Annotated in this window: 14 protein-coding genes; 11 read left to right on the top strand and 3 right to left on the bottom strand. The window is 71.4% G+C overall.

The features are described 5' to 3' along the window. Nucleotides 1-30: 30 nt before the first annotated feature. The 3 genes from ACFQV6_RS38030 (at nt 31) to ACFQV6_RS38020 (ending at nt 7,826) form a co-directional block, all read left to right on the top strand. On the top strand, nt 31-1,740 hold the full coding sequence (locus ACFQV6_RS38030) for a substrate-binding domain-containing protein (protein ID WP_378032551.1): 1,710 nt from the start codon (nt 31-33) through the stop codon (nt 1,738-1,740). Continuing rightward, nucleotides 1,737-6,689: an alpha-(1->3)-arabinofuranosyltransferase family protein gene (locus ACFQV6_RS38025; RefSeq protein ID WP_378032550.1), complete on the top strand. Its 4,953-nt coding sequence runs from the start codon at nt 1,737-1,739 to the stop codon at nt 6,687-6,689. Before ACFQV6_RS38030 ends, ACFQV6_RS38025 begins: the two co-directional genes overlap by 4 nt. A 78-nt stretch (nt 6,690-6,767) precedes the next feature. After that, nucleotides 6,768-7,826 (top strand): DUF3068 domain-containing protein, encoded by a 1,059-nt coding sequence (locus tag ACFQV6_RS38020; RefSeq protein ID WP_378032549.1) that lies wholly within the window; start codon nt 6,768-6,770, stop codon nt 7,824-7,826. Nucleotides 7,827-8,120: 294 nt separating this feature from the next. On the opposite strand, the gene ACFQV6_RS38015 is transcribed toward ACFQV6_RS38020, so the two are convergent. Next, nucleotides 8,121-11,651 (bottom strand): SCO7613 C-terminal domain-containing membrane protein, encoded by a 3,531-nt coding sequence (locus tag ACFQV6_RS38015; protein WP_378032548.1) that lies wholly within the window; start codon nt 11,649-11,651, stop codon nt 8,121-8,123. A gap of 116 nt (nt 11,652-11,767) precedes the next feature. Next, a complete protein-coding gene (locus ACFQV6_RS38010; protein ID WP_378032547.1) occupies nt 11,768-12,382 on the bottom strand; it encodes a MarR family winged helix-turn-helix transcriptional regulator in 615 nt (204 codons plus the stop codon). 49 nt (nt 12,383-12,431) lie between these two features. Between ACFQV6_RS38010 and ACFQV6_RS38005 the strand changes: the two genes are divergently transcribed. From ACFQV6_RS38005 to ACFQV6_RS37985, 5 genes are all read left to right on the top strand, one after another. Beyond that, nucleotides 12,432-12,887: a nitroreductase family deazaflavin-dependent oxidoreductase gene (locus ACFQV6_RS38005; protein ID WP_378032546.1), complete on the top strand. Its 456-nt coding sequence runs from the start codon at nt 12,432-12,434 to the stop codon at nt 12,885-12,887. Nucleotides 12,888-13,000: 113 nt separating this feature from the next. After that, nucleotides 13,001-13,960 carry a hypothetical protein gene (locus ACFQV6_RS38000; protein ID WP_378032545.1) on the top strand — a complete coding sequence of 320 codons (960 nt, stop codon included), beginning with the start codon at nt 13,001-13,003 and terminating at the stop codon, nt 13,958-13,960. Nucleotides 13,961-14,300: 340 nt separating this feature from the next. Further along, entirely contained in the window at nt 14,301-14,990 is a 690-nt protein-coding gene (locus ACFQV6_RS37995) for a hypothetical protein (RefSeq protein WP_378032544.1), read from the top strand. 83 nt (nt 14,991-15,073) lie between these two features. Next, nucleotides 15,074-16,081: an intradiol ring-cleavage dioxygenase gene (locus ACFQV6_RS37990; protein ID WP_378032543.1), complete on the top strand. Its 1,008-nt coding sequence runs from the start codon at nt 15,074-15,076 to the stop codon at nt 16,079-16,081. A gap of 126 nt (nt 16,082-16,207) precedes the next feature. After that, entirely contained in the window at nt 16,208-17,086 is an 879-nt protein-coding gene (locus tag ACFQV6_RS37985; RefSeq protein ID WP_378032542.1) for an acetyltransferase, read from the top strand. Nucleotides 17,087-17,515: 429 nt separating this feature from the next. Here ACFQV6_RS37985 and ACFQV6_RS37980 read toward each other — a convergent pair whose 3' ends face one another. Continuing rightward, on the bottom strand, nt 17,516-18,544 hold the full coding sequence (locus ACFQV6_RS37980) for a LacI family DNA-binding transcriptional regulator (RefSeq protein WP_378032541.1): 1,029 nt from the start codon (nt 18,542-18,544) through the stop codon (nt 17,516-17,518). Nucleotides 18,545-18,659: 115 nt separating this feature from the next. Between ACFQV6_RS37980 and ACFQV6_RS37975 the strand changes: the two genes are divergently transcribed. The 3 genes from ACFQV6_RS37975 (at nt 18,660) to ACFQV6_RS37965 (ending at nt 21,672) form a co-directional block, all read left to right on the top strand. Further along, the gene (locus tag ACFQV6_RS37975) at nt 18,660-19,955 is read left to right on the top strand and encodes an ABC transporter substrate-binding protein (RefSeq protein WP_378032540.1); all 1,296 of its coding nucleotides are present in this window, start codon (nt 18,660-18,662) and stop codon (nt 19,953-19,955) included. Nucleotides 19,956-20,086: 131 nt separating this feature from the next. Then, complete coding sequence (locus tag ACFQV6_RS37970) at nt 20,087-20,866, top strand: carbohydrate ABC transporter permease (RefSeq protein ID WP_378032539.1); 780 nt, start codon at nt 20,087-20,089, stop codon at nt 20,864-20,866. Beyond that, on the top strand, nt 20,866-21,672 hold the full coding sequence (locus ACFQV6_RS37965; protein ID WP_378032538.1) for a carbohydrate ABC transporter permease: 807 nt from the start codon (nt 20,866-20,868) through the stop codon (nt 21,670-21,672). The genes ACFQV6_RS37970 and ACFQV6_RS37965 overlap by 1 nt, the downstream gene beginning before the upstream one ends. Nucleotides 21,673-21,693: the final 21 nt, after the last annotated feature.

The raw sequence follows: 21,693 nt of genomic DNA, 5'->3' as shown, positions 1-21,693 counted from the left end.
CAACGGGCGCGTAACAAATGGAGGAACTGCGTGAGCGAGGGGAGCCTTCGCGCGCGACCCGAGTTTTGGCCGGTTGCGCTGCTGAGCGTCGCGTTGGTCGCGGTTCTCGGCGGCTGGGTCGGCGTCACATATCTCGAGCGGACCCGTAAAGATCCGCCGTGCGCCGAGCGGACCACGCTGCGGGTGGCGGCGGCGCCGAGCATCGCCCGCCCGGTCCGCGCGGTCGCCGACCGGCTCGCCGGCCGGCAGCGCTGCCTCGACCTCATCGTCGAGGCGCGGGAGTCGTCGGAGGTACTGCGGACCGTGTCGCGCGCCGCACCGGAGACGCTGGCGGTCTCGTCGTCCGCTTCGGCGGATCCGTCGCCGAGTTCGAGCGCCGCGATCACCGAGGCGCCCGATGTGTGGCTGCCCGAATCCACGCTCTGGCTGCGGCGGGCGCGTGCCGTCGGCGCCTTCCAGGTGCCCGCTGACGGCGTCTCGGTGGCGAACACCCCGATCGTGCTCGCGCTCGACGAGCGCACGGCGACCCGCCTCACCGGCAAACGGGACCTCAGCTGGCCGGCCCTGGTCGCGGCCGGCAAGCCCCCGGTCCCGGTGCTGCTGCCCGACCCGGCGACCAGCCCGCTCGGGTTCGCGGCGCTGGTCGGGATCAAGGGCCTCGCCAAGTCCGACGCGGCCGGAACGGCGAAGATCATGCGGCGGCTCTCCAAGGACACCGTGTCCACGGCGGGCGAGGCCGCACCCGACCCGACCGGCCCCGGCAAGGACGAGACCGCCGTGGTCAGCACCGAGCAGCAGGTTCTGCGCGCCACCACGACCGGCGGCAAACCGCAGGTCGCGGTCTACCCGCCGGCAGCTGTGCCGGGACCCGACTACCCGTACGCCGTCCTGACCCCGGGCGCCGAGGGGCGGGAGACGGCCACGGCGTTGTTGCGCGCCATGCTCGCCGCCGACGGCGCCGCCACCTTCACCGGGTACGGGCTGCGTACCCCCGCCGGTGCGGCGCCGGAGAAGATCCCGGCCGGCACCCAGATCCGCAAGACCGACTACCCGCCCGCCGCCCTGCCCGCCGAGGCCGCGGTCGAGGACCTGCTCAACGCGTGGGGCGGGGTGCACATCAGCGCCCGGATGCTCGCCGTCTTCGACATCTCCGGCTCGATGGCCGCGGCCGTGCCCGGGTCCAGCGAGACCCGGATGTCGGCCACCATCAAGGCCGCGCAGGAGGGCTCCAACCTGCTGCTGGGCACCACCGAGCTTGGTGTGTGGGAGTTCTCCACCGACCTCGACGGCGGCCGCGACTACCGGGAGGTGATCCCGGTCGGCCCGCTCGGCCCGCGCCGCGAAGAGATGATCAAGACGGTGGGCGAGATGAAGGTCAAGCCGAACGGCGCGACCGGCCTGTACAACACGACGCTCGCCGCCTACCGGGACGGCACCCGCAACTGGCGGCCCGGCCGGATCAACATGGTCCTGATCCTCACCGACGGCCGGGACGACAACGCCGACGGCATCAAACGGTCCGAGTTGCTACGTGACCTGCGGAAGATGGTCGACCGGAAACGGCCGCTGCCGATCCTGTTCATCGGCGTCGGGCCGGACATCGACCCCGACGAGCTCAACCAGATCGCCAAGGTGACCGGGGGCCAGGTCGCCCTCACCGCCAAGCCTTCCGGAATCCGGGAGATCTTCTACACTGCGCTCGCCGAATTCAGTTGCCTGCCCCCGGAGTGCCGCCGATGACTGCCGCCCTCCGGGAGCGGACGCCCACCGTGGCTGCCACACCAACCGCCCCCCGACGCTCCTGGCTCGCCGCCGGCGGAGCGCTGCTGCTCGTGGTCGCCGCCTTCGTGCAGCGTCCCGGGGAGACCACGTTCGACACCAAGCTGGACCTCGTCCAGAACCCGCTCGGCTTCATGGCCCGCGCCCTGCACCTGTGGAACCCGTGGGCGACCTCGGGCGAGCTTCAGCAGCAGGCGTACGGCTACCTGTTCCCGATGGCGCCGTTCTTCGCGGCCGGCGACATGCTCGGCATCCCGCCGTGGATCACCCAGCGGGTCTGGTCCGCGCTGCTGCTCTGCGCGGCGTACTTCGGTGTCCTGCTGCTGGCCCGCGCCCTGCGGATCGGCAACGAGGCGGGACGGGTGCTCGGTGCGCTGGCGTACGCGCTGGCGCCCCGGATGCTCACCGAGATCGGGCCGCTCTCCTCGGAGATGCTGCCGGTGGTGTTCCTGCCCTGGGTGCTGCTGCCGCTCGTGTGCGTACGCCGCATCGGTTCCGCCCGCCGAGCCGCGGCCCTCTCCGCCCTGGCCGTGCTCTTCATGGCCGGCATCAACGCCGCCGCCGTGGTGATGGCGCTGGTGCTGCCCGGGGTGTGGCTGCTGACCCGGCGCTGGGACCGGCACCTGTTCTCGCTGATGTTCTGGTGGGGCCTCTGCGTCCTCGGGGCGACCCTCTGGTGGATCGTGCCGCTCCTGCTCTTCGGCGAGTACAGCCTGCCGTTCCTGGACTTCATCGAGTCCTCCGGTACGACCACCGCGGTGACCTCGCTCTTCCAGGCGATGCGCGGCACCAACCAGTGGGTCGGCTACATCGTCCAGGGTGAACCGTGGTGGCCGGCGGGCTGGATCCTCGTCGACAACCCGGGCCTGATGATCGTGACCGCGCTCGTCGCCGCGATCGGCCTCGTCGGTCTCGGCTCACGCGGGCTGCCCGAGCGGCGGTTCCTGGTGTTCGGCGCGCTCACCGGCCTGGCCCTGCTGACCATGGGGTACGTCGGCACGCTGGACAGCCCGTTCGCACCGCAGATCCGGGAGCTGCTCGACGGCCCGCTCGCCCCGCTGCGCAACGTGCACAAGTTCGAACCCGTGCTGCGCCTGCCGATCGCCCTGGGCCTCGCCTACGCCGCCAGCCAGGCCCTCTCCTGGCGCCGCTTCCGCTTCCGGCTGCCCGCCGCCCCCGTGGTCGCGCTGCTGCTGATCGCCGCCGCGGCACCCGCCTGGATGCTGCTGCTGCGCCCCGGTCCCGGCTGGTCGTCGGTCCCCCCGTACTGGAGCCAGGCCACCAGCTGGCTGGCCGACCAGGACGCGCGGGACCGCACGCTCGTCGTGCCGGGTTCCGGCTTCGCCCAGCACACCTGGGGCCGTACCGTCGACGAGCCGATCCAGCCGCTCGCCGACGCACCCTGGTCCACCCGCAACCAGATCCCGCTCGGCTCCGAGGGCAACATCCGGGTGATGGACGCCGTGGAGACCGTGCTCGCCCAGGGCCGCGGCTCACCGGCCCTGTCCGCGTTCCTGGCCCGCGCCGGCTACCGCTACCTGCTGGTCCGGCACGACCTGGACCGGACCGCTACCGGCGCGCCGCCGATTGCCGTGGTACGCCAGGCCATCGCCGGTTCGCCGGGCCTGACGCGGGCCGCCACGTTCGGCCCGCAGGTCGGCGCCGGCGGCACGGCGATCAGCCCGGCCGACGCCGGTGTCTCGGCGCCGGCGATCGAGGTCTACGAGGTAAGCCGGGACGTCCCGGTCGCCTCGGCGACGAGGCTCGCCGACGTGCCGGTGGTCAGCGGCGGCCCCGAGTCGCTGCTGGAGTTGCTGGACAAGGGCCTGATCGACAGCCGGCAGCCCGCGGTGCTCTCCGGCGACGCCGGCGGCAAGCTGGGTGTGCCCGAGGCCGCCGGGCAGACGATCGTCACCGACGGCCTGCGCCGCCGGGAGCTGAACATCGGCCGGATCCGCGACAACGTCAGCCAGACCCTCACCGAGGACGAGGAGACCAGGCAGAAACGCCTGCGCAGTGACCTGATCCCGTTCCCGGCCAAGGGGCACCTCACGGTTGCGGCCTATGAGGGCATCCGTACGGTCGAAGCGTCCAGCGGCACGAGCTTCGCCGACTCGCTCGGCGCCAACGACCCGTCCGCCCTTCCGTTCGCCGCGCTCGACGGTGACCCGGCGACCGCGTGGCGCGCCGACCCGTACCAACCAGCCGCCGGCCAGTGGCTGCAGGTCGAGCTGGAGACGGCGAAACGGGTCAACGCGGTGACCGTCGACTTCGTGGACGACCTGCGGATCTCGGCGCCGGTCTCGATGGTCCGGCTGGTCACCGACCAGGGACCGGTGGACCGTACGGTGCCGGAGACCCCCGGCCCGCACCGGCTCGCCACCCTGCCCGGCCTCACCACGTCGGTACGCGTCATCGTGCTCGCCCTGCGCCAGGGCTACCAGGGCAGCGTCGCTCTGCGGGAGCTCGGCATCCCCGGGCTCGCCGCCGAGCGCGGGATGCGGGTGCCGGCCGACACCTCGGCGACGACAGCGCCGTACTTCTCGTTCCGGCGTGCCCCGCAGCAGCGCGGCGCCTGCTTCCCGAGCGACGGGAAGATCCGGTGCGACCAGTTCCTCGCCCGCACCGGCGAGGAGCCGCTCGGCGTCGACAGGTACTTCACCGCGCCGGTGGAGGCCGCGTACGACCTGCGGCTCACCGCCGTGCCGAAGGACGGCACCCAGGTCCCGCTGGACCGCCCGGTGACCGCCGCCGCGTCGAGCACGCTGACCGGCGACGTCACGGCCGGTGCCCACGCGGCGGTCGACGGCGACCCGGCCACGGCCTGGCTCGCCGAACCCGACGACGACAAGCCGACGCTGCGGCTGGCCTGGACCGGTGCCCGCAGGCTCGACCGGGTCCGCCTGGTCACGCCCGCGACCCCGATCACCGGGCGGCCCCAGCACGTGCTGGTGAGCACACCCGGGCGGCAGGTCGAGGCGCCCGTGGACGGGGACGGCTGGGTGCGCTTCCCGGCGGTGACCACGAACCGGATCGAGCTGACGATCACGTCGGTGTCGAAGGCCGAGGCAGACCCCCGGGGCAACGGCTGGCCGGCACCGGCCGGGATCGCCGAGATCGAGGCGCCGGCCCTGTCCGGGATGCTCACCCCGGCTGCGGGGACCACGCCGCTCGCGGTGCCGTGCGGGCAGGGACCGGCCGTCGAGCTGGACGGCGTGACCTACCCGACCTCGGTGTCCGGCACGCTCGACGACATCCGCGGCGGTCGCGCGCTGCCGGTGACGATCTGCGACGACTTCGCGAGCGAGAACGTGCAGCTCACGGCGGGGGAGCACCACCTGCGTACGGTGCCGTCGGCCGCGTTCGTGGCGGAGTCGGCGACCCTGGTCCGCGACGGGGCGCCGACGACTCCGCCCGCAGTCACGCAGCGGGACGTGAGAATCGAGCGGTGGGAGGCGACCGAGCGCCGGGTCACCGTCGGTGCCGGTGAGGCGTCGCTGCTCGTGGTGCCGGAGAACCTCAACGCCGGCTGGGCGGCCACTCTGGACGGGCAGGAGCTGCGCGCTGTCCGGGTGGACGGGTGGCAGCAGGCGTTCGTCGTACCGGCTGGTGCCGGCGGGGCCGTGACGCTGCGGTTCACGCCGGACGAGCCGTACCGGATCGGTCTGGCGGCCGGTGCCGCCTGCGTGGCGCTCGTGGTGCTGCTGGCCCTGGTGCCCGCTCGCCGCCGGGTGGTGGTCGACCGGCCGCTCGGGCGGGTGTTCCGGGCCGTTCCGGGCGGTGGCGCCTGGATCGTGGTGCCGCTCATGGCGCTCGTGGTCGCGATCGGCGGTGCGGCCGGCGCCGTCTTCCTGCTGGGCGCGCTCATCGTGCGCCAGCTGCGGCCGGGCGCGCTGCCCGGGCTCGCCTTCGCGAGCGCCGGTATCGGCATCGTGGTCGCCGTCTCCGGGCGCCAGCTCGGGCACGGTCAGGAGTGGGCGTACGGGCTAGCCGTGCAATTGGCGATGCTGGCGGCGGTCTGCTGGGTGGCGGCGACCGTCGCGCCCGCGGCCGGCCGCCCCGACGAGAAGGTGCCAGTGAACGAACCGATCATCGAACCGGATCCCGAGCCGTACCGCGCCACACTGGGCCGGTCGGTCGCCCTGTTCCAGGCCTTCCTCGTCGAGCAGAGCGACCCGGACCGGTTCTACTCCGCACTCGCCGCCGACTCGGTACGCCAGCTCCGCTCGTACGTGTCCCTCAAGGGCGCCCGTGTGCTGGACGTGGGCGGCGGGCCGGGCTACTTCTCGTCCGAGTTCCGCAAAGCCGGTGCCACGTACCTCGGCATCGACCCGGCGGTCGGCGACTTCGCCGCGGCCGGCGCCACCGTCAGCGGGATGGTCCGCGGCAGCGGCACCGCCCTGCCGATCCGCACCGGCTCCCTCGACGTCACCTACTCGTCGAACGTCCTCGAACACGTCGCCGACCCGGAGGCGATGCTCGACGAGATGGTACGGGTGACCAAGCCCGGCGGAACGATCTACGTGTCGTTCACGCCGTGGTGGTCACCGCACGGCGGCCACGAGACCGGGCCGTGGCACCTGGTGATCGGCGGGCACCGGGCCCGGCGCCGCTACCAGCGGATCCACGGGCGCGAGCCGAAGAACCGCTACATGGAATCGCTCTTCCCGATCAGCGCGGCGCGCACCATGCGGTGGGCCCGGACCGCCCGCAGGGCCGGGGCCGTCACGGTGATCGATGTCCTGCCCCGTTACCACCCCGGGTGGGCGCGGTGGGTGGCCTCGGTGCCGATCCTGCGGGAGACCCTGACGTGGAATTTCACCGTCGTCCTGCAACGCACGGGTGAGCCCGTTTCAGCAGCCACTCAGGAAGATCTGCTCCAGGTCTCGCTTCCGGAAGTGACTCAGTAGTAACATCCCGCAAGCTCGGTTATTGAAACCCTCTCGAATTTTCTTCTTACCTCGTGTTAATTACCTCGTGGAGGCACTATGAGGTCCCGCGTCCTCGGCTCCGTGCTGTTCGGCTTCGGCGTCCTGGCGTTGGTGTTCGCAGGCGGTCTGGCGTTCGTCGTGGCACCCACGGCGGCGCAGTTGCCGTACGACATGCAACTCACCCAGTCGGTCGCCGAGGCGTCGAACGCACGTTTCCTGCAGATCGCCGACGCCAAGGCGACGGTCGAGACCGGCAACCTGCGCTCGACGGTGACCGTGCAGCCCGACCCGGCCGCGACCGCGAAGCTGGAGGGTGACCTGGACGGCAGCGCCCTCGTGTGGCTGGCCGGTCAGGAGGTCATCCGCACCGACACCAACGAGGTCGTCAGCGCGTACAGCACCTCGCTCGCTGTTGACCGCAAGTCGGGTGCCGCCCAGGAGTGGAACGGGCAGTGGCTGGACACCGGCAACGACCGGGAGGACATCAGCTACTCGGGCCAGGTCTACAAGTTCCCGTTCGGCACCGAGAAGCAGACCTACCAGTACTTCGACCGGGACATCCTGGCCGCGCAGCCGGCCCAGTTCGTCAAGACCGAGGAGATCGAGGGGCTGGAGACCTACCAGTTCACCCAGCAGATCACCGACGCTGAGCAGAAGCTCCCGGCCGACCGCGTCAAGCTCCTGCTCGGCCAGTTGATCCCGGGCGCGACCGACGGCAAGGTCGCCTACAACAACACCAAGACCGTGTGGGTGGAGCCGACCACCGGCCAGTACATCAAGGTCGAGGAGCAGCAGCGCAAGTCGCTCGTCGCCACCGACGGCCGGTCCGTGGAGATCCTCAACGCGGTCTTCACCTACACGAACGACACCACCAAGCGGGCGGCCGAGACGGCCAAGGACAACATCTCCAAGCTCAACCTGGTGGGCCTGTACGGCCCGATCGCGCTCGCCGTGATCGGCCTGATCCTGCTGATCGCCGGCGGCGTGCTGGCGGCCCGCGGCTCGAAGTCCGGCGGCGCCGGCGTCCCGGCCCAGGGCGGCCGTCACGCGGCTCCGTCCGGTGGCGCCAACGACCGCACCGAACCGATCGCCTCCGGCAGTTCCGCGGAGAAGTAACCCCCGCACCCCGCTCCAAAAGAGCCCGCGCCACCACTCGGTGACGCGGGCTCTCCCTTTCCCGGCGCCAATCCCAGCTGGCGCTGAGCGGTGCCTCTCGGGCCGGGACACCCCCCTCACGGCCAGCTGGCGCTCAGCGGTGCCTTTCGGGCCGGGACACCCCCCTCACGGCCAGCTGGTTGGCTCGGCTGGCGCTGAGCGGTGCCTTTCGGGCCGGGACACCCCCCTCACGGCCAGCTGGTTGGCTCGGCTGGCGCTCAGCGGTGCCTCCCGCCCCGAAACACCCAGCTGGGGTTAGGTCATGCGGCCGACGGCGTTGCGGAGGCGCAGGAGGTCGCGGCGGCGTTGCTCCATCGTGGTGGCGATGGCCAGCAGCAGGACACCGCCGAGGGCGAGCGGAACCCAGCGGGGCACCAGGTCCCAGAACTGGACGACCTCGTGCAACGCGATGAGCGCCAGGGCCCCGCTGCCCACCACGACCGGGGCCTGCGAGCGGGCACGCGCTCCGACGATGAGGACGATCAGGGCGCCGAGGCCGAGCAGCAGACGGCGGAGATACTCGGGCTCGTCGGAGGTGCTGTTGCTGATCACGGCGAAGGTGGGCAGGAAGGCGGCACCCAGCGCCGGGCCGTAGGCGACCCAGGACGGCAGGTCCGGGCGTTCGTGGCGGGCGTACCAGCCGACGAGCAGGGCCATCACCGCGGCCGGCAACGTGTAGACCTCGGCGGTCGTCACATCGATCGACTGCAGGAACAACCACCAGCCGATCAGGAGTACGACGGCGGCCGCCAGCGCGTAACGGAAACGGGCACCGCGACTCTCCCGGGGCAGCAACGCCCGGACGACGAGCACGACGGACCAGAGCGTGCAGATCACGGCGGCCTGCCCGGTGCTGCCGGCGAGCAGGAGCGCGACCAGTGCTGTGGAGTGGGCCACGGCTGCCACGGCCGGTGCCTCGCGGGGGCGGCTGCGGGCGAGGAACCCTTCGAGGGCGGCGGCCACGGCCGCGGCGGCGAGAACACTGCGAGCGGTTCCGCCGTCGGCCAGCTCGAAAGTGTCGGCGGCGGTGTAGGCGAGAACGGCCACGGACAGCGTTCCGGTCAACCACGCGGCGATCCGGGCGGACTCGTCCCGGCCGGCCACGCCGATCACGGCGGAGGCGACTACGAGCAGTCCGAAAGCGGCGAGCGTCGCGCCGTGGGTGGGCGTGGACCCGGCCAGCCCGATGACCGTGAGCCAGCCGGACACGGCCACGACCACCGGGAACCAGACGACGGCCGCGGGCAGCAGCAGAGCGGTACCGACCAGGCCGGCCAGGCCGATGATCAGGCTGGACATCGGTACGGCGGGCCAGGGCGCTCCGGCGGCCGCAAGCGCCAATGGAACCGCGACGGCGATCAGCGGCGCGCAAGCCCAGGCAGCGACCCGATAACGCCCCTTAGCACCGGCAACGACTGGAGCACCGGTGGTGAACAGCGCGGCCACCCCGGCTGCGAGAGCGGTGATCAGGACGGCGACAACCGTGGACCAGGCGATCGAGGACGTGGCCGGGACGTCGCCGGACCAGACCGTCCGCAGCTGTTCGAGCGGATCGAGCAGAACCACCGCGAGGTCCGCCCCGGCTGCCACGAACAGCATCACGGCCGGAACGGGAACCGCCACAGCCACCGCGCCGGCGATCCCGGCACGCACCGGCAGCAGTGCGGCGATCAGCAGTAGTGCGGCCGCAGCGTACAGGGCCACCGGATCGTCGCCCGCGAGCGACCACACCGGACTGACGGTGGCGAGCAGCAGGGTCACGGCGGCGGTCGGAATCCCGTACCCGGGAAGCACCCGGACCACCGCATGCGTGACCGCGCCGAGGAGCACGACCACCGCGAAGAGTGCGCGGACCTGCACGTTCGGAGAGGCGTCCGCGGCGATCAGCGCCTGCCACACGGCCGCCGGCACCGCGAGCAGCCCGGCCATCCAGCCGGCCGTCCCGACGCTGACCCGGCGCGGCCCGGAATGCGCGGCCACCGCGATGCCCAGGCCGGCGACGGCGAGCGCGGCGCAGACACCGGCGCCCACCCCCGGATGACCGAGTCCGATTATCAGCGCATGAACCGCCGCGACACCGGCGATGACAAGCCGCACCGCAAGCATCCAACCGGCGGCGGGCGCGGCAGGGGTTCGGGCGGCCAGCGCGAGGGCGACCGTCGCGACGATCACGCCGGCCACGGCGGCGGACCACCAGGTCAGGCCGAACGCCGCGGGCAGCAGGAAACCCAGGACGGCCAGCGTGATCAGGGCCAGGTCGGTGCGGGTCCAGGCCGGGAGGAGCATGAGGTACGCCCCGAGCACAGCGACCGCCGCCACCAGCGGTTCCCACCCCGTTCCGGAGACCGCGGCCGTCCACGACGCGCTGCCGAGCGGATCCGCTGCCAGGACGCTCTGACCGGCACCGATCACCGCCGCACCGGCCACACCGATCGCCGGGACGGCTGTCACCACGTGCGCCCCGATCCACGGGCCCAGGCTGACGTTGTCCGGGAGGCGACGGCGTACCGCCATGACGGCAGCAGTGAGCGCGAGGGCGATGACGGCCAGGGACAGCAGTTCCGCGCCCGGCCACAGCCGGAACGCCGGGCCCGCCAGCGAGACACCGGCCGCGACCACGAGGAACCCGCCGGTGACGGACTGGGCGACGCCGTTGCGGGCCAGCACGGCCACGCCGACGGTGAGCAGGCTGATCAGCATCAGCGCCAGGCCACCGGAGGCGGCACCGGCCGCGTTGGTCGCGGTCAGGACTTCGACGAGCGCCAGGACGGCGGCGAGGGCTGCCGCGGAGCCACCGCAGACGTACGCGACTGTGCCGATCACGTCCGCGGTGAACCGGGCCGTCCGGAGCCGGAGGACGGCGACGTTCAACGCGGTCACGGCGGTGAGGGTGAGGGACCAGCCGACCGGCTCGAAGTCGAGGGAGGCGGCGGCCAGGGGGAGTACCGGCTGGGCGACCAGCAGGGCGGCGATCCGCGGACCGGGCAGGCCGACGAGCCGGCCGTAACCGAGGGCGATTCCGGCGGTGATGGCGCACACCGTGGCGGCGTACATCCGCGGTGGTGAACCGGCGACGCCGAGGAAGTCGACAGCCCAGGCCGCGTACCCGTCGAGCAGGATCATCAGCAGTCCGACGACCGCGAGGGTTTCGGCGGCCGCCGTGAGGCCGCGCCGCACCGCGAACGGAGGCACCGCCAGGATCGCGGCGGTGGCCGCGCCGAGCAGCAGGGCACGCCCGGTGACACCGACCTGGGCCCAGGCCACCGCGGTGAACACGGCCGCCGCGACCACCAGCAGCAGGCCACCGAGCGCGAAAAGCACGTTCTGCACCGTGAGGGTGGTGAGCTTGGACTCGGCCCGGGGCGGCGCCACGGGGAACGGCGGCGCGGCCCGGGGCGGCGCCACGGGGAACGGCGGCGGCGGGGCCTGCGCAGCCGGGCCGGAGCTGGCCGGGACCTGGGCGACCGGGGCGGTCGGAGCGTGTGCGGCCGGGGCCTGCGCCTGGGTGCCCGCGGTCGCGGCCGTGTGTGCCGCGCGGACGGCGTCGTGGACTCGGAAGGCCGCGGCGTTGCGCCGGGTGGTGGAGTCGACGAGGTCCCGTTCGATGCCGGACGCCTCGGCGCGGACTGCCTGCAGGCGCTGATTCAGACCGGCGATCTCCGCGTCCAGCCGGAGCACCTCGAGCGCGTCGGCGTTCGGGCCGCGTCCGCAGGACGGGCACCCCGACTCCGCCGAGGCGACGGTCCCGCAGAACGGGCAGGGATATGTGGGTGGCGCGGGGGTCACGGCAGTCCAGGGGCTAGTGGGGCTGAGAAGACACAGTTTCAGCCACGCCCGCAACTTTTGGGTGACGGCACGGACACGCAATCACCCACGGTGCGCGGCTGGGCGGCTGGGCAGACCTAGGTGCGCAGGGTGCGGATGCGTTCGGCCTGGTCGAGTTGCATGCGGCGGCCGACGCGGAGGAACTCGGTGATCATGGTCAGGTCGGCGGGGGAGTAGGTGGTGAGCAGGCGGTGACCGGCCTCCCCGATCGGACCGTAGATGCGGTCGAGGGTCTCGGCGGCGGCCGGGGTGAGCGTGACGACGGCGCGGCGCCGGTCTCCGGGGTCGACGTCGCGGCGCAGGTGGCCGGCTGCGGCGAGCCGCTGGATGGCAGTCGTGGTGGCTGCGGGGCTGAGCCGGGCGGCCTCGGCGAGAGCTCCGGCGGTCATCGGTCCGGCGGCACCCACCAGTCCGAGGATGCGCAGGTCGGTGCGGTTGACCCCGAGCACAGCGGCAGCCGCGTCGTCGACCTCGTCGGCGGCCGCCCCGAACTCGGCCGCCGCGTCCGCGGCCGCTGAGCGAATCTCGGCCGCATCGGTCGACACCGGCTCCGCCGCGCCGGTCAGTGAGGTGCTGCCCGTGCCGGTTGCGGAGTGGAGGTCCGCGGTGCTGTCAGCCATGGCGGGGGACCAGCGGCCGGTCACCGGTGGCTGGGCCGGTGGGGAGGCCGAGGGAAGCGATTGCTTCGACACTCGAAGGAATATACCCTGCGATAAAGCTTCGATCGTCGAAAGGATTGTCATGGCAGGGACGACGCTGCGGTTGCCGGGGTGGCTGCCGTACGCCAACCGGGTGGTCCGCCTCCTGAACCGGCTGGGCCTGCGGCTCGGCACCATCCACGTGCTCACCGTTCCCGGCCGCCGCAGCGGGGTGCCGAGAGCGACGCCGGTCTCGCCGCTGACGGTGGACGGCCGGCGCTATCTGGTGGCGGGGCTGCCCGAGGGTGACTGGGCGCGCAACGTTCGCGCGGCCGGGCGCGGGGAGCTGGCGGCGGGACGGCGGTCGGCGGAGGTCGCGCTCGTCGAGGTGGCGGATGCGGCGGAGCGGCGTTCGGTGATGCGGGCGTTTCCGGTGGAGGTGCCGGGTGGGGTGCCGTTCTTCGTGAAGCTCGGCTTGGTGAGCAAGGGGGATCCGGACGAGTTCGCGGCGGCCGCGGACCGGGTCGCGGTGTTCGAGATCCGCCCGTCGGCCAGTTGACGCCGGCGACGAATCAAACTCCGGTCGAGGCAGCTTAATACCTGGTCACGGCGCCGGGGAGGGCATTCCTTCGATCCCCGGAATCGGCACTGGGGCGCACCTATGGTGAGGCGATGGGGATTCTGAAAAACAAGGTCGTCGCGTACTCCGCGGGTCTTCCGATCACACTCGCGCTGTCGATCGGCATGGCGCTGCCGATGGCGGTGGCCGACGTCGCGGTGCGTGCCCGTCCCGCCGCCGCGGCACCGGCTCTCCCGGCGGATCTGAAGGACGCGCTCCTGACCGTGAGTGATCTTCCGGAGGGGTACACGGTTCTCGATTTCGACCCGAGTGATTCGCTCGCCTCGTTCATCGATCCCAGCACGACGGGCACCGATCCGTGCCAGGCGCAGAGCGTTGCCGACGCGGAGGAGCCCGCTCCGGACGCCGACGAGATGCCGGCCCCGCCGATGAAGCCGGTCTGGCCCACCACGCCGGACAGGCCCGGCAAGCCCGACAGGCCCGGTAAGCCGAACAAGCCCGGCGACCACCACAGGGACCACAAGTCGAACAAGCCCGACAAGCACCACAAGCCCGGCGACAAGCTCGACAAGCCCGGTGACAAGCCCGGTGACAAGCCCGGGAAGCCGGGGAAGCCGGGAGACAAGCCCGGGAAGCCGAGGCCAGCCCTGCACATGGCCGTCCCGGACATCAGCGGCGCCGGCTTCATCAAGGGCACGGAGGGTCCGGTGCTCATGGAGACCCTCTACGACGCCGGCCGCAAGGAGGCCCGCTCCCTGGTCCGGAACACCCAGGAGGTGCTCGACCGCTGCCCGAACGTCGAGACCGACACCGTACGGATCGAGCAGGAGGAGCTGACCGAGTTCCCGTCGCTGGGTGACCGGTCCGTCGCTACGTCGATGGTCGTCACGGTGAAGAAGGAGGGCTACGAACTCTCCGTCGAGGGCAAGCTCGTCGCCATCGCGGTCGGCGACGTCTACGTCACCGTGGCCCTGGCCGGTCTCCCCGCGCCGACCACCGCCGAACTCAAGAAGATCGCCAAGACCGCGATCCGCAAGCTCGAGAAGGCGTAACGCAAGCGAACGACGAGGGCCGGGACCAAAGCGATTCCGGCCCTCAGTGCTGTCCACCCGACCAGCGGCCACCGGCAACCTTGTGATCAGGCGGATTGGCATCTAACACTCGCGTACTCCGCGCTGTTCTAGGTCTCGGGGCTTTTTGCCCACGGCGCTGTAGATGGCCACGTCCTGGCGTGGGTGCTTCCCTCGTCGCCGAACGGCCGGATGAGCCCGTTCGCACGGAGTCGACCTTACGTTGCCACCGCCGGGCCGGGAACCTAGGATTCGATGAGCATCGATGTGCCTTTCCGGAGTCGAAGCGCTTCGACTCCGGCATCCCCGAAAGGACCTCCGCATGCGCAAGTTCCGTCTTGCCCTGTCGCTGCTGGTCGCCGCAGTCCTGATCGCTGTCGGGCAATCCCCCGCCCGGGCCGCCGTCTGGGGCTCCTCCGACCAGTGGGCCACCTGGAACAACGGTGGCTACACGCTCTACAACAACATCTGGGGCTCGGGCGCCGGCCCGCAGAGCATCTGGGCCAACTCCTACAGCAACTGGGGTGTCTGGGCCAACCACCCGAACACCGGTGGCATCAAGTCCTATCCGAACGCGAGCAAGAGCGTGAACATCCGGCTCAGCTCGCTGCGCAGCGCCAGCAGCAGCTTCAACGTGACGGTTCCGTCCAGCGGGGCGTACACCAGCGCCTACGACATCTGGATGGACGGTCACACGTACGAGATCATGCTCTGGATGAACAAGCAGGGCGCGGTCGGCCCGCTCGGCTCGTTCCAGACCAACGCCACGGTCGGCGGGCACACCTGGGGCGTCTACCGCGGATCGAACGGTGCCAACCAGGTCTTCTCGTTCGTCCGGACCGGCAACACCAACGCCGGCAACGTCGACATCCGGGCGGTGCTGAACTGGATCCGCACCCGAGGCTGGTACGGCGACGTCACGCTGAGCACCATCCAGTTCGGCTATGAGATCACCTCTGCCAGCGGTGGCCTGAACTTCGTCACCAACAGTTACTCGGCGTCCGCGAGCTGACGGTTCTGTCCGGCCGGTCCGCCCCGGGACCGGCCGGACAGCAACTCATGCCGCGGGCACAGCGGGCCCATAGATTGTGGTGCTTGCATGGTGCGGTGAACGAGAACCAGCAACCCGCGACGTATCAGGGCCGGCGCCTTCCGAACCCCCGCGAGGAGGTGTTCGACCAGGGGCTCGGGTTCGACCTCGGCACGCTTGCCGGGCGCCGGCAGGTCCTGCGGGCGTTCGGGATCGGTGCCGTCGCGCTCGGGCTGGCCGCGTGCAGCGACTCGGGAGGCGGCGGCAGCATCGTCTCCGACGGGGAGATCCCGAACGAGACGGCGGGGCCGTATCCGGGTGACGGCTCGAACGGGCCCGATGTCCTGGAGCAGAGCGGCATCGTGCGCGGCGACATCCGGTCCAGCCTCGGCGGGGCCGGTGGTACGGCCGAGGGCGTACCGATGACCCTGGAGCTGACCGTCAAGGACCTGGCGAACGACGGGGCCGGGTTCGCCGGGGTGGCCGTTTATGTCTGGCACTGTGATCGGGCGGGGCTCTACTCGATGTACTCCGAAGGGGCCACCGAGGAGAACTACCTGCGTGGTGTGCAGATCGCTGACGACTCCGGGAAGGTCAGCTTCACCAGCATCTTTCCGGCCTGCTACACCGGGCGGTGGCCGCACGTGCACTTCGAGGTCTATCCCGATCAGGCGAGCATCACCGACTCCAGCAAGGCGATCGCGACGTCCCAGGTGGCGATCCCGAAGGAGTACTGCGACACGGTGTTCCAGCAGACCGGGTACGAGGCGTCGGTGACCAATCTGGCGCAGCTCACGCTGGAGTCCGACAACGTGTTCGGCGATGACGGCGGGGCGAGTCAGCTGGCAACCGTGACCGGGGATGTGAGCAGCGGATATACGGTGGCGCTCGGCGTGGGTGTTGACACTCGGACGCCTCCCGAGGGCGGCGCGGCGCCCGCCGGCGGGGTACCTCCGGGCCGCGGACCCAGCGGGGCGCCGCTGAGCGGTGGGCCCGGGGCGCCTGCGGGCGGTGGGCCCGGGGCGCCTCCGGGCGGCGGGCCTGGCGGGGCGCCTCCGAGCGGCGCGCCCTGATAGATTCTCGCTACGCCGTCGAGCCGGAGAGGAGGTCAGAACAATGTCCGATGTTCTGCGCCCCTTCCGCGTACCGGCGTCCACGCGGAACTGAGTCCGGGGCGCGCGCTGCCCGGAGGTTCCACCATGACTGATCTGGTCGTTCGCCCGCTCACCGCGGGCGAGGAGCAACTGTTCGACTCCATGCCCGACCCGCTGCCCGAGTTGCGGCAGATGAGCTATGCCGACGGTCTCGCCGGTGGCGGCTACCGGCCCGAGCACACCTGGGTGGCCCTGCGGGGCGGCCGGGTGGTGGCCCGGGCTGCCTGGCTGCTGCCACCCGGCGCCGTCGGTGAGCCGTGGCTCGAACGGTTCGAGCTGACCGCCGAGCCGGAGGTCGGCGCCACCCTGCTCGCGGCCGCCCACGAGGCCTTCGGCGGTCCGACGGTCTACTACGTGGCCGCACCTGCCCACTGGCGGCGCCGGCCGGACGTGCGCTCGGTACTCGACGCGCCGATCGCGGCGGCCCGGCTCGCCGGCCTCACCGAGGGTGTCGAACGGGTGCGGCTGAGCTGGACCGGCACGCCGCTACCCGCTCCGTCCGGCCGGTACACGTTCCGGCCCGCCGAGGACGACGAGGAGATTGAGGACCTGGTCGGCCGGATCGCCGTACCGGACGTGCTGACCGGTGCGGAGGTCGCCCGGCTGGTGTCCGGAATCGATCTGGCCCGCGACCCCCTCGGGTGGCTCGGCGGCAAGGGAACCTGGCGGGTCGCCCTCTCCGCCGGCGTGCCGGTCGGCCTGGCCGGCGCGGCGGGCGACGCCTGCTACCCGATGATCGCCTACCTGGGTGTACTCGACGCGGCGGCCCGCAGCGACCTGCTCGCCGACGCGGCCGCCACACTCGAGGCGGGCGGCGCCTACGAGGTGCTCGCCGACGCGGACGCACACCGTGTCGAGATAGTCGCCGACCTGGAACGCCTCGGCTTCCGCCGGGTGCGCTCCCGCGTCGCCTTCACCCCCTAGCCGTCTCACTCCCAGCCGTCTGGCTCCCAGCAGCCGCGCGTTCCGGTCGCGCCGGGCTGCGTTCCGGTCGCGCCGGGCTGGGTTGCGCGTTCCGGTCGCGCCGGCTGTGCACCCTGGCCGCGCCACGCCTGCGGCCGGCCCGGCTGGCAGTCATGAACGTAATGCGAGCGCCATTAGGTACATCGCTGCCAGCCCGCCCGATTCAGCTGGCGGTGATGGACGTTATGAGTGCGCTATTCGGTACATGGCCGCCAGCCGGCCAGCCGAGCGGAGGGCCGGGAGAGGCGGGAGGAGGCGGGGACGGCGGGAGGAGCGGGGACGGCGGGAGGAGGCGGGGACGGCGGGCGGAGGCGGGGACGGTGGGAGGAGGCGGGGAAGACGGGCGGAGCGGGAAGGTGGGCGAGGGGAAGGGGGGCGAGGGGAAGGGGTTCAGGTGGCTGTGGTGGATTCGCGGGGGATGAGGCGGCAGGGGAGCTGTTCGATGCCTGAGCCGAGGGTGCCGTCGAAGGCTGCGGCGAGGCGTTCGGCGGCGACTCGGCCGAGGGTTTCCAGGTTCATGTCGATGCTGGTCAGCGGGGGCCGTGAGCTGGTCGCGAAGATCTCCCAGTTGTCGAAGCCGATGACGGCGACGTCGCGCGGCACCTCCAGGCCCTCGGCGTGGAGGGCGTCGATGACGCCGCGCGCGATCTGGTCGGAGCCGGCGAAGATCGCGTCGATGGCGGTGCGCCGGCCGAGGAGCATGCGGGTGGCGGTGCGGCCCCACGCCTCGGACCAGGCGCCGAAGTAGACGCGGTCGCCGGCCAGTTGCAGGCCGCGGGCGGCGAGTTCGGCGAGGGCGCCGCCGGCCCGGTCCTGTGCCGCGCCGTAGGTGGCGTCGCCGGTGATGTGGGCGATGGTGCGGCGGCCCAGGTCGGCGAGGTGTTCGACGGCCAGGCGGCCGGCTGAGACGTTGTCGCTGACCAGGGAGAGGTCGGCGGGGTCGGCGGACGGGGCGTAGGCGTAGACGACGGGCACCGGCAGGTCGCGGCCGATGGAGGGGCGCGGGTCGGGGCGGGCGCCGACGACGATCAGGCCGTCGACGCGGCGGCTGAGCAGCGTACGCAAGTGGTGTCCCTCGCGGATCGCGTCGCCGCGCGCGTCGCAGAGCAGCACGCTCGTCCGGTCGGCGCCGAAGGCGTCCTCGGCGCCCATCAGGATCGGGATGGACAGCCGGCCCTCGAGGTCGTTGGTGAGCAGACCGACCATGCCGGTGCGCCCGGCCACGAGCCCGCGGGCGAGGGTGTTCGGTGAGTACGCCAGGAGCCCGGCCGCCTTCAGCACCTCGGCCCGGGTCGCGGCCGAAACGTGTTTCCGTCCATTGAGCGCCTTGGAGGCCGTGGCGATCGAGACGCCGGCCAGGCGGGCCACGTCGTGGAGGGTGGCGGGCCGGCCGATCGGGTGCTTTTCCGCAGAGGTCACAACGTTTTCCCCCGTCCCGGTGTGCCAGACACTCACCGTAGCGCCTACGGCACTATTGACCGTCGATGTGACCCGCGTTACCTTGCGGAAAGCGTTTTCGGAGGGGGGATCACCCGTGTCCAAGACCCGACGACTGATCGCCGTCGCCATGGCCGCTGTCCTCGCGGCCGGGCTCGCGGCGTGTGGCGGTGACGCCGAGGAGAACGGCGCCACCGTCGATACCGGTGGCATCGAGGGCACCGACGACGGCACCAAGCTCACCCTGTGGACCCGGGCACCGCTGGAGTCGCAGGCCAAGCTGCTCGTCGACGCCTACAACAAGAGCCACAAGAACCAGGTCGCGCTGACCATCACGCCCAACGACGACTACGTCTCGCGGGTCGGAGCGGCGGCCGGCAGCGGTGACCTGCCGGACCTGTTCGCCGCGGACATCGTCTACGTGCCGAACTGGACCGACGCCGGGCTGTTCGCCGACCTCACCCAGCAGATCAGCCAGCTGCCCTACGTGGACCAGATCAACAAGGGTCATCTGGACGCCGGGACGCTCGACGGCAAGCGCTACGTGCTGCCGTTCGTGCTCGACCTCTCGGTGATGTTCTGGAACAAGGACCTCTACAAGGAGGCCGGCCTCGACCCGGAGAAGGGGCCCGCCACCCTGGCCGAGTTCAAGGATCACGCGCTGAAGATCCAGAAGCTGGGCAAGAAGGACGTGCACGGCACCTACTTCGGCGGCAACTGCGGCGGCTGTGGTGTCTTCACCTGGTTCCCGATGATCTGGGCCTCCGGCGAGGAGGTGATGAACGCCGGCGGCACCGAGTCGCTGCTCGCCGGTGACGCCGCCAAGCAGGTCTACTCGACCTGGCGCGACCTGTGGAGCGCAGGCGCCGTCGACCCGGCCAGCAAGGACGAGACCGGCGCCACCTGGGTCGCCGGTTTCCAGGAGGGCAAGATCGGCGTGATGCCGTACCCGGCGACGCTCCTGCAGACCGCCGACAAGACCGTCAAGGTCGGCGTCGCGGCCCTGCCGGGCGTCAGCGGCGGCGGGTCCACCTTCCTCGGCGGTGACGGCATCGGCATCTCCAAGGACTCGAAACACAGCCCGCAGGCCTGGAACTTCCTCTCCTGGATGATGTCCGAGGATGCCCAGGTCAAGGTGCTCGCCGCCAACAACACCGTGGTGTCGCGGGCGGACCTCGCCGACAACGAGTTCTCCCGTAAGGACCCCCGGGTCCTGGCGATCAACAAGGTCGCGGGCGATCCGGCCAGCAAGACGCCGGTGGCGAAGAACTTCCAGCAGGCCTTCAACGCGGCGGGCAGCCCCTGGGTCAGCCTCTTCCGCGACCAGGTCTTCGCCGGCAACACCGATCCGGCGGCGGGCAACGCCGCGATCACCGAGGTCCTCGGCAAGTGACAACAACGCTCCAGAAGTCGCCCCCGGCGGTGCCGGGGGCGGCCCGGCGACCACCGAGGCGCCGGCGGCAGGCGCTGACGGGTTGGGCGTACGCGTCACCGACTGCTCTCTTTGTTTTGATCTTCTTTGCCGTGCCGGTGTTGCTCGTCGCCCAGATGTCCGTTTCCGATTGGGGTCTGTTCGCCGGCAACCGCGGCCTGAACGCCCCGGAGAACTTCACCGACGCCCTCGATCAGCGGCTGTTCTGGCCGGCCGTCTGGTTCACCGTCAAATACACGGTGATCACCACGGTCCTGCTGATCACGCTGGCGCTGGGCCTGGCCCTGCTGGTTCAGGAGTCGACCCGGTGGTCGGCGTTCCTGCGCACCGCGATCCTGGTGCCGAGCGCCCTCGGCCTGGCCAGCGCGTCCTTGCTCTTCTACGCGCTCTACTCCCCGCAGAGCAGCCCGCTCGGCTTCCTCGGCATCGACTCGTTCCTCGGCACACCGACTCGCGCGCTCTGGTCCACGGTCGCGCTGATCGTCTGGCGTTTCGCCGGCTTCTACATGCTCCTGTTGCTCGTCGCCCTCCAGGGCATCTCCGCCGACGTCTACGAGGCCGCCGAGATGGACGGCGCCGGCCGGTGGCGCGCGTTCCTCTCGATCACCCTGCCGCTGCTGCGCTCGTCGCTGGCGCTCTGCACGATCCTCTGCGTCACCGGGTCGATGCTGGCCTTCGACCAGTTCTACATCCTCACCAAGGGCGGGCCGGACAACAGCACGATGACGATCGTCCAGCTGATCTACAACGCCGCGTTCGCCGGCGGCAACAACCTGGGCGTCGCCGCGGCGCTCTCGATCATCGTGCTCGGCGTGCTGCTGCTGCTCAACGTGGGGCAGTTCCGCTGGCTGCGCGGGAAGGAGGAGAGCTGATGCGGCGGATGCCCTACTACGTCTTCACCGGCGCGTTAGCCGTGCTCTTCCTGTTCCCGCTGCTCTGGGCCGCCTTCGCCTCGGTCTCACCGCAGGGCGGCACCGCGCAGGTGGACGGCTGGGGCTTCGCCAACTACGGCACTCTCGCCGCCTATCAGGCCGGCATCGGCGTCTACCTGGGGAACAGCCTCGTCGTCTCCGGCCTGACCGTCCTGTTCACGCTCACCATCTCGCTGCTCGGCGGGTACGCGTTCGCCCGTTTCCGCTTCCCCGGCAAGAACCTGCTCTTCCTCGTCACCCTGGCCATCCTGATGGTGCCCTACGCGACCCTGCTCATCCCGCTCTACGTCCTGCTCAACCGCCTCGGCCTGCAGAACTCGCTCGTCGGGCTGGCCCTGGTGCTGACCATGTTCCAGCTGCCGTTCGCCACGTTCATGATGCGGATCTCGTTCGAGGCGGTGCCGGCCGAGCTGGAGGAGGCCGCCCTCGTCGACGGGTGCGGCTCGGTCCGTGCCCTGGTCAACGTGATGCTCCCGGCGGTACGCCCGGGCCTGATCACCGTCGGCCTGTTCGCCTTCCTCGCCGCCTGGAACGACTTCATCACCCCGCTCGTGCTGATCAGCGACGCCGACAAGGCGCCCCTGCCGCTCGCCGTCGCGAACCTCCGCCAGCAGGTGATGGGCATCATCGACTACGGCGCCACCGAAGCCGGCGTGGTCGTTCTCGCGCTTCCGTGCATCGTGCTGTTCCTCGCCCTTCAACGGCAGTACATCCGCGGCTTCATGTCCGGCGCACTCAAGGGGTGAAGAGATGAACCAGGACGGACC

Source organism: Actinoplanes sp. GCM10030250 (assembly GCF_042666575.1).
In the GTDB taxonomy this organism is placed as follows: domain Bacteria; phylum Actinomycetota; class Actinomycetes; order Mycobacteriales; family Micromonosporaceae; genus Actinoplanes.
This window is presented reverse-complemented; position numbering and strand designations above follow the sequence as displayed.